This is a genomic window from Streptomyces sp. NPDC004435 (assembly GCF_042873895.1).
Lineage (GTDB): Bacteria > Actinomycetota > Actinomycetes > Streptomycetales > Streptomycetaceae > Streptomyces.
Genome location: NZ_JBIAMB010000002.1, coordinates 371816 through 386889, shown reverse-complemented (window position 1 = coordinate 386889; position 15074 = coordinate 371816). Strand labels below are relative to the sequence as shown.

At 74.3% G+C, this 15074-nt stretch carries 11 protein-coding genes and 2 tRNA genes; 2 read left to right on the top strand and 11 right to left on the bottom strand.

Annotated elements, in window-relative coordinates; all coding sequences use genetic code 11:
• Positions 1 to 60: 60 nt before the first annotated feature.
• From ACFYT9_RS04950 to ACFYT9_RS04935, 4 genes are all read right to left on the bottom strand, one after another.
• On the bottom strand, positions 61 to 912 hold the full coding sequence (locus ACFYT9_RS04950) for a BRO family protein (RefSeq protein WP_389160979.1): 852 nt from the start codon (positions 910 to 912) through the stop codon (positions 61 to 63).
• 146 nt (positions 913 to 1058) lie between these two features.
• Positions 1059 to 1424 carry a PH domain-containing protein gene (locus ACFYT9_RS04945; RefSeq protein WP_360315850.1) on the bottom strand — a complete coding sequence of 122 codons (366 nt, stop codon included), beginning with the start codon at positions 1422 to 1424 and terminating at the stop codon, positions 1059 to 1061.
• A 138-nt stretch (positions 1425 to 1562) separates the two neighbouring features.
• Positions 1563 to 1635, bottom strand: a tRNA-Arg gene (locus ACFYT9_RS04940).
• Positions 1636 to 2024: 389 nt separating this feature from the next.
• Positions 2025 to 2115: transfer RNA gene (locus ACFYT9_RS04935), tRNA-Ser, on the bottom strand.
• Positions 2116 to 2472: 357 nt separating this feature from the next.
• Here ACFYT9_RS04935 and ACFYT9_RS04930 point away from each other — a divergent pair.
• The gene (locus ACFYT9_RS04930; protein WP_389160977.1) at positions 2473 to 2937 is read left to right on the top strand and encodes an SSI family serine proteinase inhibitor; all 465 of its coding nucleotides are present in this window, start codon (positions 2473 to 2475) and stop codon (positions 2935 to 2937) included.
• 150 nt (positions 2938 to 3087) lie between these two features.
• Positions 3088 to 7014, top strand: a complete 3927-nt coding sequence (locus ACFYT9_RS04925) for a PAS domain-containing protein (protein WP_389160975.1) — start codon at positions 3088 to 3090, stop codon at positions 7012 to 7014.
• Positions 7015 to 7187: 173 nt separating this feature from the next.
• On the opposite strand, the gene ACFYT9_RS04920 is transcribed toward ACFYT9_RS04925, so the two are convergent.
• From ACFYT9_RS04920 to ACFYT9_RS04890, 7 genes are all read right to left on the bottom strand, one after another.
• Positions 7188 to 8840: a long-chain fatty acid--CoA ligase gene (locus tag ACFYT9_RS04920; RefSeq protein ID WP_389160974.1), complete on the bottom strand. Its 1653-nt coding sequence runs from the start codon at positions 8838 to 8840 to the stop codon at positions 7188 to 7190.
• A 285-nt stretch (positions 8841 to 9125) separates the two neighbouring features.
• Positions 9126 to 9737, bottom strand: coding sequence for a SigE family RNA polymerase sigma factor (locus ACFYT9_RS04915; protein WP_376597526.1), 612 nt, complete (start codon positions 9735 to 9737; stop codon positions 9126 to 9128).
• A gap of 228 nt (positions 9738 to 9965) precedes the next feature.
• The gene (locus tag ACFYT9_RS04910) at positions 9966 to 11132 is read right to left on the bottom strand and encodes a lipid-transfer protein (RefSeq protein WP_389160972.1); all 1167 of its coding nucleotides are present in this window, start codon (positions 11130 to 11132) and stop codon (positions 9966 to 9968) included.
• Positions 11129 to 11527, bottom strand: coding sequence for a MaoC/PaaZ C-terminal domain-containing protein (locus ACFYT9_RS04905; RefSeq protein WP_389161102.1), 399 nt, complete (start codon positions 11525 to 11527; stop codon positions 11129 to 11131). Before ACFYT9_RS04905 ends, ACFYT9_RS04910 begins: the two co-directional genes overlap by 4 nt.
• 110 nt (positions 11528 to 11637) lie before the next feature.
• A complete protein-coding gene (locus ACFYT9_RS04900) occupies positions 11638 to 12747 on the bottom strand; it encodes an acyl-CoA dehydrogenase family protein (protein ID WP_389160970.1) in 1110 nt (369 codons plus the stop codon).
• Between the two features lies 1 nt (position 12748).
• Complete coding sequence (locus ACFYT9_RS04895; RefSeq protein WP_389160968.1) at positions 12749 to 13876, bottom strand: bifunctional MaoC family dehydratase N-terminal/OB-fold nucleic acid binding domain-containing protein; 1128 nt, start codon at positions 13874 to 13876, stop codon at positions 12749 to 12751.
• On the bottom strand, positions 13873 to 15039 hold the full coding sequence (locus ACFYT9_RS04890; protein ID WP_389160967.1) for an acyl-CoA dehydrogenase family protein: 1167 nt from the start codon (positions 15037 to 15039) through the stop codon (positions 13873 to 13875). The genes ACFYT9_RS04895 and ACFYT9_RS04890 overlap by 4 nt, the downstream gene beginning before the upstream one ends.
• Between the last annotated feature and the right edge of the window lie 35 nt (positions 15040 to 15074).

Below are 15074 nucleotides of genomic sequence, written 5' to 3'. Positions count from 1 at the left end.
CCACCGCGCCGCCGCTCACGGCCGTACGCGGAGACCACTCACCGCGGTGCGCGCCGCCGCTCACGGCAGTACGTAGATCCGGGTCCCGTCCGGGCAGGGGTCGCCGACCTCGCGTATGCAGCCCCGTTCGATGAGCAGCCGCACGCAGTCGCGGACGCGCTCGCCGGAGAGGCCGGTGCGGCGGGTGACGTCCTGGGGCCGGCAGCGGACGCCGCCGCGGACGAGGGCGGGGGCGAGGAAGCCGGCGACGACCCGCATGTCTCCGCTGATGTCGCCGCTGCTCTCCCAGGATGCGACGAGCTCCTGGGCACTGAGCCGGGGCGGGCTCTCGGCGCCCCGCTGGCGGGGAACGGCGAAGGAGCGCTCAAGGGAGTCGGCGACCCTTGAGAGGCTGAGCCGCGTCTCCCGCAGCAGCTCCGCGTAGGAGTCGTGCCCGGCGAGGCCCGCGAGTCCGGCGGCGCCCTCGTCGAGCCGTCCTTCCAGCCGGACGAGGACGTCGACGAGTTCGGGCGGCAGGACGAACCCGCTGTGTGCCGGTGCCGGTTCGAGTCCGTAGCCGCCGTGCCGCTGCACCTCGGCCACCAGCTCGCCCACCCAGGCCCGGAACGGCCCGGCCTCGGGCGAGCGGCAGGCCGTGACGAGCTGCACGAGCCCGGGGAGGCTCACCATGCGCGCGGTACCGCGGATGCCGCTGCGCGCGAGTACGTCCGGTCCCGGGGCCACTTCACGGGCCGGCGCCAGGCACCAGGCGGGCAGCGCCACGCTCCGCAGCGCCTCGCGCGGCCCCGCGTACCCGAGCCTCCGGGCCACGTCCACGACGGGGAACCAGTGCACCCCGTCGACGGCGGTCAGTCGCCTCAACCGGCCCCCGGCGGCGGCCCGTACGAAGTCATCGATGTCGATCGCGTCCAACGATCATCACCTCCACCCGCACGGTAGGCCGAAGGCATATTCAACTGACATGCAAATCAGATGGGTTCACCCAAAAGGGGAAGGCCCCGGGTAAACCCGGGGCCTTCCCATCCGTCCGGATCCCGACGGATCCGTCCGATTCACGCTCAGCGGGCGACGAACTGCGTGAGGATCGCCTGCACCTCGTAGATGTCCACGCCCTTGGTGAACGTCTTGGTGACGGGCAGCTGCTGGCCCGAGATCCAGATCTTCAGCTCGGCGTCGAGGTCGAAGGTGCCGGCGGTCTCGACGGCGAAGTGGGTGATGCTCCGGTACGGGATCGAGTGGTACTCGACCTTCTTGCCGGTGATGCCCTGCTTGTCGACCAGCACGAGCCGCCGGTCGGTGAAGAAGATGGTGTCGCGGATCAGCAGGTACGCGGCGTGCACCTGCTCCCCCTGCCCGAGCAGCCGCGCGTAGTCCTGCTGCGCCTGCGCCGGATCGATCGCGTGCGCGTTCCCGAAGAGCGCCATGGCCCTACCCCCCACTTTTCAGTCAAAAAGACGATCACCTGAACCTAACCCCACACCTCCCCCTCCTGGCAACGCCCTCTCCCGCTCCGCGCACAACGCAAGAGGCCCCGGAACGAAGTCCGGGGCCTCTCATCTGTGTGCACTCGGCAGGATTCGAACCTGCAACCTTCTGATCCGTAGTCAGATGCTCTATCCGTTAAGCTACGAGTGCTTGTTTTTAGTTCTTGTTTCCGTTCTTCGGCCCTTTCGGCCCGCTGTCCCGGCGACAGGAAGAACATTACATGAGTCCCGCCGCCATGTGAAATCCGATTACCCCACCCCTTCTGACCTGCGAAAACGCACTCAGGGGAGCGGTCGCACGGGCGGGCGGGGCAGGGGGTTCCGGGGGCGGAAACGCGGCCGTGGAGGCGCGAAGAGACCGGGGTCACACGCGGAGCCCCGCGGCGGCGCCGCACGGATCGGGCCCGAGGGCAAGAGGGCCGCACGAGAAGGCGCGACGGGCTCGACGGGAGGGGCTCGACGGGAAGGTGGGGCGGGAGCCGTGGGTCCGTCGCCGGAACGGCGGAAGCCCCGGCCGTGGGGCCGGGGCTTCCGAGAGGGCGGAGGCGGAGGGATTTGAACCCTCGATGGGCGGTAAAGCCCAAACCGCATTAGCAGTGCGGCGCCATAGACCGGACTAGGCGACGCCTCCTCCACACCCCCGCGCATGCGCGGACGGTGCGTGCAGATGATGACACAGGCACGCCTCGTGTCACCAATCGCTTTCACCGTACTAGGCGGGCGGTGCCCAGGGCAAAGCCCGGCGCGTCCCTGTCCACGCCCTCGTCCGCGTGCCTGTCCACCCTCGTCCGCGTCGCCGTCCGCCTTCCCGGCAGTCCTCCCGCCTCCCCGCCCGGCGCACCCCGGTTGCGCAACGCCGCAGCGGCCGGAGCGTTAGAGGGGCGGGGGCGCGGTGGTCGTGCCCGGCGTGCCCCGCCCGCTCCCGACCGACCTCGTCCGCTCCCCGACCGGCCCGCCCGGCCCGCCCCCACGCATCCGGAGTCGTTCCATGCCGCTGCGCCGCCCCGTTCTCGCGACCGCCCTGGTCACCTCCCTCGTCACCGCTGTCACCGCTGTCGCCGCCGGCCTCGCCGGCGCCGCCGCGGCCGTACCTCTTCCGCCGCTTCCGCTGCTCTCGCCGCCCGACTCACTGACGGTCGCCGTCAGCGGGAGCGGGAACCCGGCCGCCGAGGGGAGCTGGAAGCTGACCTGCGGCGACCGGGCCGGGAGCGATCACCCGGCGGCGGAGCGTGCCTGTGAGCTTCTGGAGGGCTTCGCGCGCGCCGGGGAGAACCCCTTCGCGCCAGTAGCGGCGGACCGGATGTGCGCGCAGGTGTACGGAGGGCCGGTGACCGCCCAGGTGACGGGCACATGGCAGGGTCGGCGGATCGACGCCCGTTTCTCCCGCGCGAACGGCTGCGAGATCGACCGCTGGGAGAACGTGGAACCGCTCCTTCCGAGCATCCGGGGCTGACGATCGGGGGTGTCGTTAGACTCCCTCAGTGACAGGGCCGCCGCCCGAGGGGCAAGATGGGGCCGGCCCGCCGACCCGGCACATGCCGGACGGCGAACACCGCGGGCACAGCTCGCAGGCAATTGCAGGCGTCAGGGAGGAAACGTCGTCGTGAGCAGCAGGCCATCCCGAGGCGCTGCTCGCCTCGCAGCCATACTCGACGCTCTGCCCGACGGTCTCGTGCTCGTCAACTGCAACGGCACGGTCGTCAACGCCAACACCATCGCGCTCGGCATGTTCGAGACGCCCGGCACCGCTCTGGTCGGACGCGGGCTGCTCGATCTGCTGCCGACGTTCGACTCGCGCCTGATCCCCGGCTCCATGCGCCTGCCCGACCCCGCCGACGAGCGGGGCCGCACCAAACCGATGCGGATGATGGCCCGCCGGACCGACGGCGGCGAGTTCCCGGTCGAGGTGACGAGCGCCAACCTGGAGGACGGGCGGGAGGCGTACGACTCGTACAGCGGCTACACCGGTGACGAGCTGCTGATGCTCGTCGTCCGCGATCTGACCGGCACCCTCGACACCGAGGCCGAGCTGGCCCGCTCGCAGCGGCAGACCGAGATGATCCTGCGCGCCGCCTCCGAGGGCGTCGTCGGCACGGACACCGACGGCCGCGTCGTCCTCGTGAACCCCGCGTTCGCGCAGATCCTCGGCTATCGGGCCGGTGAGCTGGGCGGCGCCGAGCTCCACCCGCTGATCCTCGCCAAGCGCGCCGACGGCACGCCGTTCCCGTACGAGGAGTCCCCGCTCGCCGACACGCTCAAGTCCGGCCGCAAGCACCGGGTGCGCGGCCAGGTGCTCTGGTCGAAGGCCGGCGACCGCGTGCCGGTCGATCTGACGACCGCTCCGGTGCGGGACGGCGACCAGCTCGTCGGCGCCGTGATGACCTTCACCGACCGCAGGCCGCACGAGGAGCTGGTCGAGAAGCACGCCGTCGAGCTCGCCGACCGGGCCGAGCGGCACGCGGCCGAGCGCGAGGCGCAGGCCGAGAAGTACGCGGCCCTCGCCTCCCGGCACGCCCAGCTGACCGCCGTGCTGGCCGAGTCGCTGCGCGGGCCCCTGGAGGAACTGCGCGGCGAACTGGGTTCGCTGGCCGCCGACGACGGCGTGCAGCTGTGGCCCGAGGCCAACCAGGTGCTGCACCACCTGGTCGCCGGATACGCCCGGATGACCGCGCTCGTCGACAACGTCCTCGGCTACCAGCGTCTGGACGCGGGCGAGGAGGAGCTGGACCGGAAGGTCGCGCTGCTCGACGAGATCGTGACCGGCGGCATCGACGCGGCCGTGGAGCTGATCGGCCCCGGCCGGGCGCAGTTCGCGGTGCACGCGCCGCCGATCGAGGCCGAGATCGACGCCGCCCGGCTGACGACCGCGCTCGCCCATCTCGTCGCCGACGTGGCCGGGGTGGACGCCACCGGCAAGACCCGTGCCTCGGCGCAGGGCACCCCCGCCGACTCGACGATCGTGGTCGCGGCGGCACAGCGCGGCGAGGTCGTACGCATCGAGGTCCGGGGTCCGTACGCCGGCGGCGACCCGGTCCACGGGCCCATCGTGCGCGGCATCGTGGCGGCGCACGGCGGTGTCGTGCAGACCCACGAGGTGCCGGGGACGAGCGGCGGCGCGTACGTCCTGGAGGTGCCGATCGGCGCGGGACGGGGAACCGTTCCCGCTGCCGAGCCGAAGCCCGCGGCCGACCAGCGGGGAGGCGCGCGGAACGCGAAGGCCCTGGAGTCCCCTAAGGCCCCGAGCACTTCGCCGGGTGGGCCGGGGGCGTCGAACGCATCGGGCATCTCGGGCACGTCGGGCGCGTCGGGCGTGTCGAGTGCGCCTGGTGGGCCGGGGCGGCCTGGCGGGCCGGGTGTGCCGGACGGGCCGGGCGCAGTGAGTGAGCCGGGTGCGGGGGTGCCCGCGCTGCCCGCGCAGGCTTCCGGGTCCGCGCAGGCTTCCGGGTCCGCGCAGACCGCTGGGCCCGTCCAGGCTTCCGGACCCGCGCAGGCTTCTGGGTCCGCGCAGGCTGCCGAGGCTTCGGACGGCGGGACCTCGGGCGGTTCCGGGCGACGCCGGGCCCGCCGCGGTTCCACCGACGCCTTCCTGGAGAGCCCGGTCTCCCCGGAGGGCGGAGCCGGGACGGTGGCCGTTCCGGCGGCCGGTGGCGGACGCCGCCGCGCCCGTACGGAAGAGGCCGCCGCTCCGGCCGAACTCATCCCCGCCCAGCAGTCCGCCGGCGTCGAACCGACCGGCCGCCGCCGGGGCCGTCCCGCGGAGGGTGCCGTGGTGACCGCCGCCGAGGGCGCCCAGGAACGGCCCGCACTCGGTGCCGCCGTGCCGCCGCAGGGCGTCGCCGTCGAGCCGGCCGGTCCGCCCGCGCTGGCCCCGCCCCTCCCGGCCGCCCCGCAGGGGACGGTCGCCGTGCACGGCGGGAACGACGCCGAACGGCCGACCGGGCGACGGCGGCGCGCGCTCGCCGCCGCGCAGGAGCGGGCCGCGGCGGCCGAGGCCGGACCGCGCACGCCGTTCGCGCTGCCGCCGGCCGACGCCGACCGCGAGGCCCCGGAGCAGGAGCAGGAGCCGGAGGCCGTACGGGACGAGGACGGGCACGCGGCGGTACGGGACACATCCGTACGCGACGTGGCCACCCCCTCCGGTCACACCCCGCCGCAGCCGCATCCGCTTCCGGCCGGGCCCGGCTCCCTCGCGCCGGCCACCCCGGTCCCGGCCACCGGTCTCGCGCCGGTCGCCGCCCCGGTGGTCGTACCGCCCGCTGCTCCGGCGCCCTCGGCACCCGCCGCCTCGACGGACACGCCCGCGAAGGGCACCGGCACGGGCTCCGTACCGCTGCCGCCCGAGCTGCCGATGCCGAATCCGGCTCCGACGTCGGCTCCGGCTCCGGCTCCGGCTCCGACGCCGATTCCGGCCTCGGGTCCCGCCCCGGCGCCGCTGCCGAAGGACTCCACGCAGGGGCGGGCGTTCAGCGTGCGGACGCTCGGCCAGGGGGTGCCCTTCGCGCCGCCCGCGCAGGCCGGGACTCCCGTCGCCGCGCCGTCCAGCGGTTCGGGCCGGCGCCGCAAGCTGGCGACGCCGCCGGAGGCCGATCCGCCGGCTCCGGCCTCGCCCGTACCGGCGTCCCCGCCCGTACCCGCGCCCCTGCCCGTGCCGGCGGCGCCCGCCGCCGGGTCCGAGGGGCGCGGGCGGGCGTACGCGATAGGAGCGCCCGCCGAGGGATCCGCCGAGGGCCCCGAGCCGCTCGACGGTCCCGGCGGCGCGGTCGAGGTCGACAACCGGCCCACCCCGCTCCCCGTCGACGACGAACTGCCCCCGGAGCCGCTCGACAACCCGCGCCGGCTGCTCGTCTGGCCCGCACCGGACGTCGCCACCCAGCAGGCGCTGAGCGACCGCGGCTACCGGCCGGTGATCGTGCACTCCCGCGAGGAGGTCGACGCGCAGATCGCCGCCTTCCCGGCCGCGCTCTTCGTGGACCCGCTCACAGGGCCCATCACCCGGACCGCGCTCCAGTCGCTGCGGCAGGCGGCCGTCGCCGCCGAGGTGCCGGTGCTGCTCGCGGCCGGACTCGGGCAGGCGGGCAGGGAGGAGGCGTACGGCGCCGATCCCGCCGTCCTGCTCAAGGCGCTCGCGCCGCGCGACAGCGAGCAGCACCCCTCGCGGGTCCTGGTCATCGAGGAGAACGAGCACATCGCCGACGCCCTCGCCGCCACCCTGGAGCGGCGCGGCATGCAGGTGGTGCGGGCGGCCACGGACACGGAGGCGGTCGCGCTGGCCGGCGAGATCCGGCCGAACCTGGTGGTCATGGACCTCATGCAGGTGCGCCGCCGACGGGCCGGGATCATCGACTGGCTGCGGGCGAACGGGCAGCTCAACCGCACCCCGCTGGTCGTCTACACCTCGGCCGACCTCGACGGCGAGCGGCTGCCGGAGCTGTCGTCGGGCGAGACGGTCCTCTTCCTGGCCGAGCGCTCCAACAGCGCCGAGGTGCAGGCCCGGATCGTCGACCTGCTGGCGAAGATCGGCACCAACTGAGCGCGGCGGACGGCAGCGGGGGGAGGGCGTGAAGCCCTCCCCCCGCTGCCGTTTTCCTGGCGTCAGATCCGGGACCTGCCCGGTCCGGGCGTGAGACCTGAGGCCCCTTGCCCGGTCCGGTTCGTCAGGCGTGAGCCGTCAGGCGTCAGGCGTGAGCCGTCAGCCGTCAGCCGTCAGATCTGGGTGACGTCCAGCTCGCCCTCCGCGTACTGCCTGCGGATGACCTTCTTGTCGAACTTGCCGACGCTGGTCTTCGGGACGGCCGGCACGATGGCCCAGCGCTCCGGCAGCTGCCACTTCGCGATGCCGCCCTCGTCGGCGAGGAAGTCCCGCAGGGTCGTGTAGTCGGCCTCCGCGCCCTCCTTGAGCACGACGGTCGCGAGCGGGCGCTCGCCCCACCGCTCGTCCGGGACGGCGACGACGGCCGCCTCGGCGACGGCCGGGTGGGCCATGATCGCGTTCTCCAGCTCGACGCTGGAGATCCACTCGCCGCCGGACTTGATGACGTCCTTGGCCCGGTCGGTGAGGGTGAGGAAGCCGTCGGGGCTGATCACGCCCACGTCGCCGGTCTTCAGCCAGCCGTCCTCGCTGAACTTGTCCTCGGGGCGCAGCGGGTCCGCGCCGATGCCGCCGAAGTACGCGCCGGCGATCCAGCTGCCGCGGACCTCCAGCTCACCGGCCGACTCGCCGTCCCAGGGCAGGTGCTCGCCGGCGGGGCCGACGAGCCGGCCCTCGACACCGGCCGGGAAGCGGCCCTGCGTGATGCGGTAGGGCCACTCCTCCTCCGCGGTCAGCCCGGCCGGCGGGTGCGCCATCGTGCCGAGGGGGGAGGTCTCCGTCATGCCCCACGCCTGGCAGAGGCGGACGCCGAGCCGGTCGTACGCCTCCATGAGGGAGGGCGGACAGGCGGCGCCGCCGATGGTGACCTGGCGCATGGAGGAGAGGTCGCGCGGGTTGGCGGTGACCTCGGCGAGCAGGCCCTGCCAGATGGTGGGGACGGCGGCGGCGTGGCTCGGCTTCTCGCTCTCGATCATCTCGGCGAGCGGGGCCGGCTGGAGGAAGCGGTCCGGCATGAGCATGTTGATGCCGGTCATGAAGGTGGCGTGCGGCAGGCCCCAGGCGTTGACGTGGAACTGCGGGACGACGACGAGCGTCGTGTCGCGGTCGGTGAGGCCCATCGACTCGGCCATGTTGACCTGCATGGAGTGCAGGTAGATGGAGCGGTGGGAGTAGACGACGCCCTTCGGGTCGCCGGTGGTGCCGGAGGTGTAGCACATGGCGGCGGCCGCGCGCTCGTCCAGCTCGGGCCAGTCGTACCCGGTCGGACGGCCGGCGATCAGCTCCTCGTACTCGTGGACGCGCGGGGCGACGCCCTCCAGGAGGGAGCGGTCGCCGGGGCCGGCGACGACGACGTGCTCGATCGTCGTCAGGTGCGGCAGGAGCGGGGCGAGGAGGGGGAGCAGCGAACCGTTGACCAGGACGACCCGGTCGGCGGCGTGCTTGACGATGAAGACCAGCTGCTCGGGGGGAAGCCTCAGGTTGAGGGTGTGCAGGACGGCGCCCATGGACGGCAGGGCGAAGTACGCCTCGACGTGCTCCGCGTTGTTCCACATCAGCGTCGCCACGGGCTCGCCCTGCTGGACGCCCAGCTCGTCGCGGAGGGCGTTGGCGAGCTGGGCGGCGCGGTCGCCGATCTCGGCGAAGGTGCGGCGCTGCGGCTCCGGCTCCCCGGTCCAGGTCGTGACGGTGGACCCGCCGTGGATCCGTCGGCCGTGCTCGAGGATCCGGCTGATGACGAGCTGTACGTCCTGCATGGTGCTGTACACGGGGCGTCCTCCCGGTGGGCGCTACGTGGCAGTAAGGATGTGCAGATTCTGCGCACGTACCGCGCGGTATGTCACTACCCGGGAGTACCGAAATTGCCAGTGATCACTGGCGGATGTCAACGACGGGCCTGATGGACGCGCTCCGGTGTGCGGTACGCGGGGCGGTACGCGGGGCGCTGCGGCGGAACGCCGGACGGCCACGGGCGGTACGCGGGGCGCCGCGGGCGGAACGCCGGACGGCCGCGGGCGGTACGCGGGCGGCTCGCGGTCGGCCGCGGGCGTCGCTCAGGCCGCGACGCCCGCGGTGAGCTCCGGGTCCTCCCTCAGACGGCCCAGCGCGCGCGAGACCGCGCTCTTCACCGTGCCCACGGAGACTCCGAGCACCTCGGCCGTCTGGGCCTCGCTCAGGTCCTCGTAGTACCGCAGGACGACCATCTGCCGCTGCCGCTCCGGAAGCTTCATCACGGCCCGCCACATGGCGTCGTGCAGCACCTGCCGCTCGGCCGGGTCGGGCTCGGGCAGCCCGGCGGGCTCGGGCAGCTCGTCGCAGACGAACTCCTCGACCTTCCGCTTGCGCCACTGCGAGGTGCGGGTGTTCACCAGCGCCCGGCGCACGTACCCGTCGAGGGCCCGGTGGTCCTCGATCCGCTCCCAGGCCACGAAGGTCTTGGTGAGCGCGGTCTGGAGCAGGTCCTCGGCGTCGCTCGGGTTCGCGGTCAGCGAGCGGGCGGTACGCAGCAGCAGCGGCCCCCGCGCCTTCACGAACGAGGAGAACGAGGGGTACGCGAACGGGCGCGGGCCCTGGCCCGGCGAGGTGCGCGGGGCCGTGCGCCGTACGGTCCGGGTGGCGACCGTCGAGGCGCCGGCGCAGACGGGGCCAGTGGGTGGCGGAGTCATGGCTCCACGCTAGGAGCGGAGGGGTACCGGACGGATCGGCCCCAGGTCCCGAACCGGGCTCCCCCTCAGGTCGGAGTCCTCGGGGTGCCCCCACCTCCTCTGGGTGGAGCCGCCGTCAACCCGGGGTCAGGGTCGCCCCGAGGAACCGCGCCCTCCGCATCCTCGTCCGTCAGCCGACACCCCTTCCGTTCGGGCTCCGTTCGGGCGCCGGCCGTCACCTGTCGGGCGTCAGCCGTCCGCGCCCAGGACCAGGCCGGAGGTCGGCACGCCCGTACCGGCCGTGACCAGGACCCGGGCCGCGCCAGGTATCTGGTTCACCGAGCTGCCCCGCAGCTGCCGCACCGCCTCCGCGATGCCGTTCATCCCGTGGAGGTACGCCTCGCCGAGCTGCCCTCCGTGGGTGTTGAGCGGCAGTGCCTCCGCCGCGACGAACTCCCCGCCCTCCCCCGGCCCGCAGAAGCCGAACTCCTCCAGCTGCATCAGCACGAACGGGGTGAAGTGGTCGTAGAGGACGCCCACGTCGATGTCGGCCGGGCGAAGTCCCGAGGTGCGCCAGAGCTGGCGCGCCACGACGCCCATCTCGGGCAGCCCGGCCAGCCCGTCCCGGTAGAAGCTGGTCATCGCCTCCTGTTTGCGGCCCGCGCCCTGGGCGGCGGCGAGCACGACGGCGGGCGGGTGCCGCAGGTCGCGGGCGCGCTCCGGCGTGGTGACGACGATCGCCTGGCCGCCGTCGGTCTCCTGGCAGCAGTCGAGGAGGCGCAGCGGCTCCGCGATCCAGCGAGAGGCCGCGTGGTCGGCGAGCGTGATCGGCTTGCCGTGGAACCAGGCGGCGGGGTTGGTCGCCGCGTACCGGCGGTCGGTGACGGCGACGTGCCCGAAGACCTCCGGGGTGAGTCCGTAGGTGTGCAGGTAGCGCTGGGCGGCCATGGCGACCCAGGAGGCGGGGGTCAGCAGTCCGAAGGGCAGCTGCCAGCCGAGCGCCGCGCCCTCGGCGGACGGCTCCCGCTGCTGCACGCCGGAGCCGAAGCGGCGGCCCGACCGCTCGTTGAAGGCGCGGTAGCAGACGACGACCTCGGCGACCCCGGCGGCGACGGCCAGCGCGGCCTGCTGGACGGTGGCGCAGGCGGCGCCGCCGCCGTAGTGGACGCGGGAGAAGAAGGTGAGCTCGCCGATCCCGGCCGCCTGGGCGACGGTGATCTCGGGATTGGTGTCCATGGTGAAGGTGACGAGCCCGTCCACGTCGCCGGGGGCGAGCCCGGCGTCGTCGAGTGCGGCGCGCACCGCCTCGACGGCGAGGGAGAGTTCGCTGCGGCCGGAGTCCTTGGAGAACGCGGTCGCGCCGATGCCGGCGACGGCCGCCCGGCCGCCGAGGAGATCGGGGTGGCTCAGGCTCATCGGGGCACCTCCACGGTGACCGTGCCGGTGACGTGGTGGCCGAGGCCGTTGGCCCCGGCGATGCGGACGAGGGCGGTGACGGCGCCGTCGGGACCGGCGGCCACCTCGGCCACCGAGCCGGTCAACGTCATCGTGTCGCCTGGGTAGTTGGGGGCACCGAGCCGGATGGCGACCCTGCGGAGCACCGATCCCGGGCCGAAGTGGTCGGTGACGTAGCGGCCGACGAGGCCATTGGTGGTGAGGATGTTCATGAAGACGTCCGGGGAGCCCTTGGCGCGGGCGGCCTCGGCGTCGTGGTGGACGTCCTGGTAGTCGCGGGAGGCGACGGCCCCGGCGACGACGAGGGTACGGGTCACCGGGATCTCCAGCGGCGCCAGCACGTCCCCGGCCCGCACGTCCCCGGCCCGCACGGCGCCCTCCGTCCCGGCGCCCTCGCGCACGGCCTCGCCGCGCACGGCCTCGTTGCCTTCGGCCTCCTCGCGCACAGCCCCCTCCCCGCTCTCCGTCACGACGGGTCCCCCTTCGCGAGCAGGTCGCCGAGCTCGGCGAGGAGTTCGGTCCCGGCGCCCAGGTAGGCGTCGAGCTGCCGGCCCCACAGGAAGTGCCGGTGGACGGGGTGGTCGAGGTCGGCGCCCATCCCGCCGTGCAGGTGCTGCCCGCTGTGCACCACCCGCTTCCCCGCCTCGGACGCCCACCAGGCGGCCGTCAGCGCGGCCCGGGAGCAGTCGAGGCCCGCGTCGGAGCGCCAGGCCGCCTCGTAGGCGGTGACCCTGATGGACTCGGTGTCCATATGGGCGTCGGCGGCCCGCAGTTGCACCGCCTGCCGGGTGGCGAGCGGCCGCCCGAACTGCTCCCGTACGGAGGTGTACGCGACGGCCCGGGCCAGCGACCCGGCGCAGACGCCCGCCTGGAGCCCGGCGAACGCGGTCCGGGCGGAGGCGAGCACGTCCTCGTAGGGACCCGCCTCCCCCGCCCCGTCGCCGAGCCGCTCGGCGGGCGTCCCTTCGAGCACCAGCCGCCCCGCCGACCAGGGCGCGGTCAGCTCGACGGGCTCCACCCCGGCGTCCTCGGTCCGCACCAGCCACAGCGCCCGCCGCGCGTCCGGCACGAGCACGAAGGCGGCGTCCCGCAGCCACGGCACCCAGGCGACGGTCCCGGTCAGCCGCCCCCAGCGCACCGTACCCCCGTCGGCGCCCCCGCCCGATCCGCCGGCCGCCCCCTCTCCGGTCGGCGCAGACGCCCGGGTCGCCGTAACCGCCCCGGTCGCCGGGAAGGCCCCGGTCGCCACGGTCGTCCCGTCGCGGAGTCCCGGCAGGAGCCGGGCGCGCTGCTCCTCGGTGCCGTGCCGGGCGACGGCGAGGATCCCGTACACCCCGGTCGCGGCGAGCGGCACCTGGGCGGTCACCCGCCCTTGCTCCTCCAGGAGGAGGACGAGCCCGAGCAGCCCGATCTCCTCGACGGCGGCGGGCAGTCCGGCCGCGCTCAGGGCCTTCCACAGCCCGGCGTCCGTGGCACCGCCGGCGGCGGCGAGCCGCTCGTGGGTGGAGTGGTCGCCGAGGATCCTGGCGGCCAGCTCCCGGGCCGCCTCCTGCTCCTCGGTGGGCGTGAAGTCCATGTCAGCGCTCCCCTTCGCCTTCCACGGCGTCCCGGTCGTCCACGGCACGGAAGACGGGCAGCTCCAGCTCCTCGTCGACCCGCAGGAACTCCAGCCGGACCGGCATCCCGATCCGGACCTTGTCGTACGGCACCCCCACCACGTTGCTGATCATCCGGACGCCCTCGGCCAGCTCGATCAGCCCGACCGCGTAGGGCGGATCGAAGGCGGGGAAGGGCGGGTGGTGCATGACCACGTACGAGAAGACCCTGCCGTCGCCGCTCGCCTCGACGGTCTCCCATTCCGGTGCCCCGCAGTCCCCGCACCCCGGCAGCCAGGGGAAGCGGAGCGTCCCGCAGGCCGTGCACCGCTGGATCAGCAGCCGGTGCGCGGCGACGCCCTCCCAGAACCCGGCGTTGTCCCGGTTGATCACCGGGCGGGGCCGCCGGGGGCGCTCCGGGGGCGCCGGGGGCTTCGCCGGGCGCGGGGCGGGGGCGTACTTGAGGATCCGGAAGCGGTGGGTGCCGGCGAGCTCCCCGCCCGCCCGCACGTCCATCCGCGTGGTCACGAAGTGGCCGGTGCCGAGCTTGGTGGTCTTGCGCGGCGAGACCGACTCGACGACGGCGTCGAAGGTGACCTCGTCGCCGGGCCGGAGCGGGCGCAGGTACTCCTGCTCGCAGTCGGTGGCGACCACCGAGGTGTACCCGGCCCCGTCGAGGAGGCCCAGCAGCTCCCCGTACGCCTCCGAGCGGTCCTCGTGCCCGGAGAGGCCGCCCATCGTCCACGCCTGGAGCATCGTCGGCGGCGCCACCGCGCCGGGCCCCCGGTACGCCGGGTGGGTGTCCCCCATGGCCTCGCACCAGTGCCGGATCATCGGCAGGTTCACCGGGTCCTTGCCGCGCCCCCCGACGGCCGCCGGCCGCCCCTCGTACGCCTTCAGCCGCTCGTACAGCCGATCCCGCTCGCCACCTGCCCGGTCCGACCCGCTGCCTGCCCGGTCCGGCCCGCCACCCTGCCGGTCCGGCCTGTCACCCGCCCGGTCCGGCCTGTCACCGGCCCGATTCGACCCTCCGCCCCGCCCGCCGTCGTCCACCCGGTCAGGTCCCTCCTGCGGCCGCCGTCCCTGTCCCGCTCGCCGCTCCCCGCTCATCGCCGCCCCCTCCCCCGCATGCCGAGCCGCGCCTGCGCCACGATCTCCCGCTGCACCTCGCTCACCCCTCCCCCGAAGGTGTTGATCTGGGCGGCACGGTTCATGCGCTCCAGCTCGCCGCCGTCCCGCTCCCCCGGCGATCCCGCTCGCACCGTCCCCGCGTCACCCGCGATCTCCTGACATATTCGGTACACCTCCACCGCCGATTCGGTTCCCGCGAACTTCACGCCGCTGGCGTCGCCGGGGGTCAGCCGGCCCGCCCCCACATCCCCCACGAGACGCCAGTTGAGCAGGCGTGTCGCGGCCAGCCGGGCATGCGCCTCGGCCGCCCGGATCCGCACCCACGGCTCGTCAATCCGGCGCCGGCCGGTCACCGGATCGGGTGTACGGGCGCGGTCGAGGGCGGCGGCGAAGAAGTCCTCCGCCTGCATCCCGATCGCGGCGAGTGCGACGCGCTCGTGGTTGAGCTGGTTGGTGATGAGCCCCCAGCCGCCGTTCTCCTCGCCGACCAGGTTTCCGGCGGGGACCCGGATGCCGTCGTAGTAGGTCGCGGTCGTGGTGAGCCCGCCGACGGTCTCGATCGGCGTCCAGGAGAAGCCCGGGGACTCGGTGGGCACGAGGAGGATCGAGATGCCCCGGTGCGGGGGCGCGTCGGGGTCGGTGCGGCAGGCCAGCCAGATCCAGTCCGCGTTCTGCGCGTTGGAGGTGAAGACCTTCTGCCCGTCGACCACCCAGGAGTCGCCGTCCCGGGCCGCCCGGGTGCGGAGCGAGGCCAGGTCCGTCCCCGCCTCGGGCTCGCTGTAGCCGATCGCGAAGACGCATTCGCCGCGCAGGATCCGGGGCAGGAACGTGGCCTTCTGCTCCTCGGTGCCGTAGCGCATGAGGGTGGGACCGACGGTGTTGAGCGTGACCATCGAGACCGGGGCGCCGGCCCGGTACGCCTCGTCGAAGAAGACGAACTGCTCGTCGGGGCCGCGCCCCTGGCCGCCGTACTCCTCCGGCCAGCCGAGTCCCAGGAGCCGGTCGGCGCCGATCCGCCGCAGGAGCCGGCGCTGAGCGGCGCCGTCGGTCGCCGGCGGCGGTCCGTCGGGCATCGTCTCGCGGAAGTACGCGCGGAGTTCGGCACGCAGCAGGAGCTGCCGCTCGGTCGGGGCGAGGTGCACGGGACGGCCTCCCGGGGTGACGGCGAAGGTTTCTG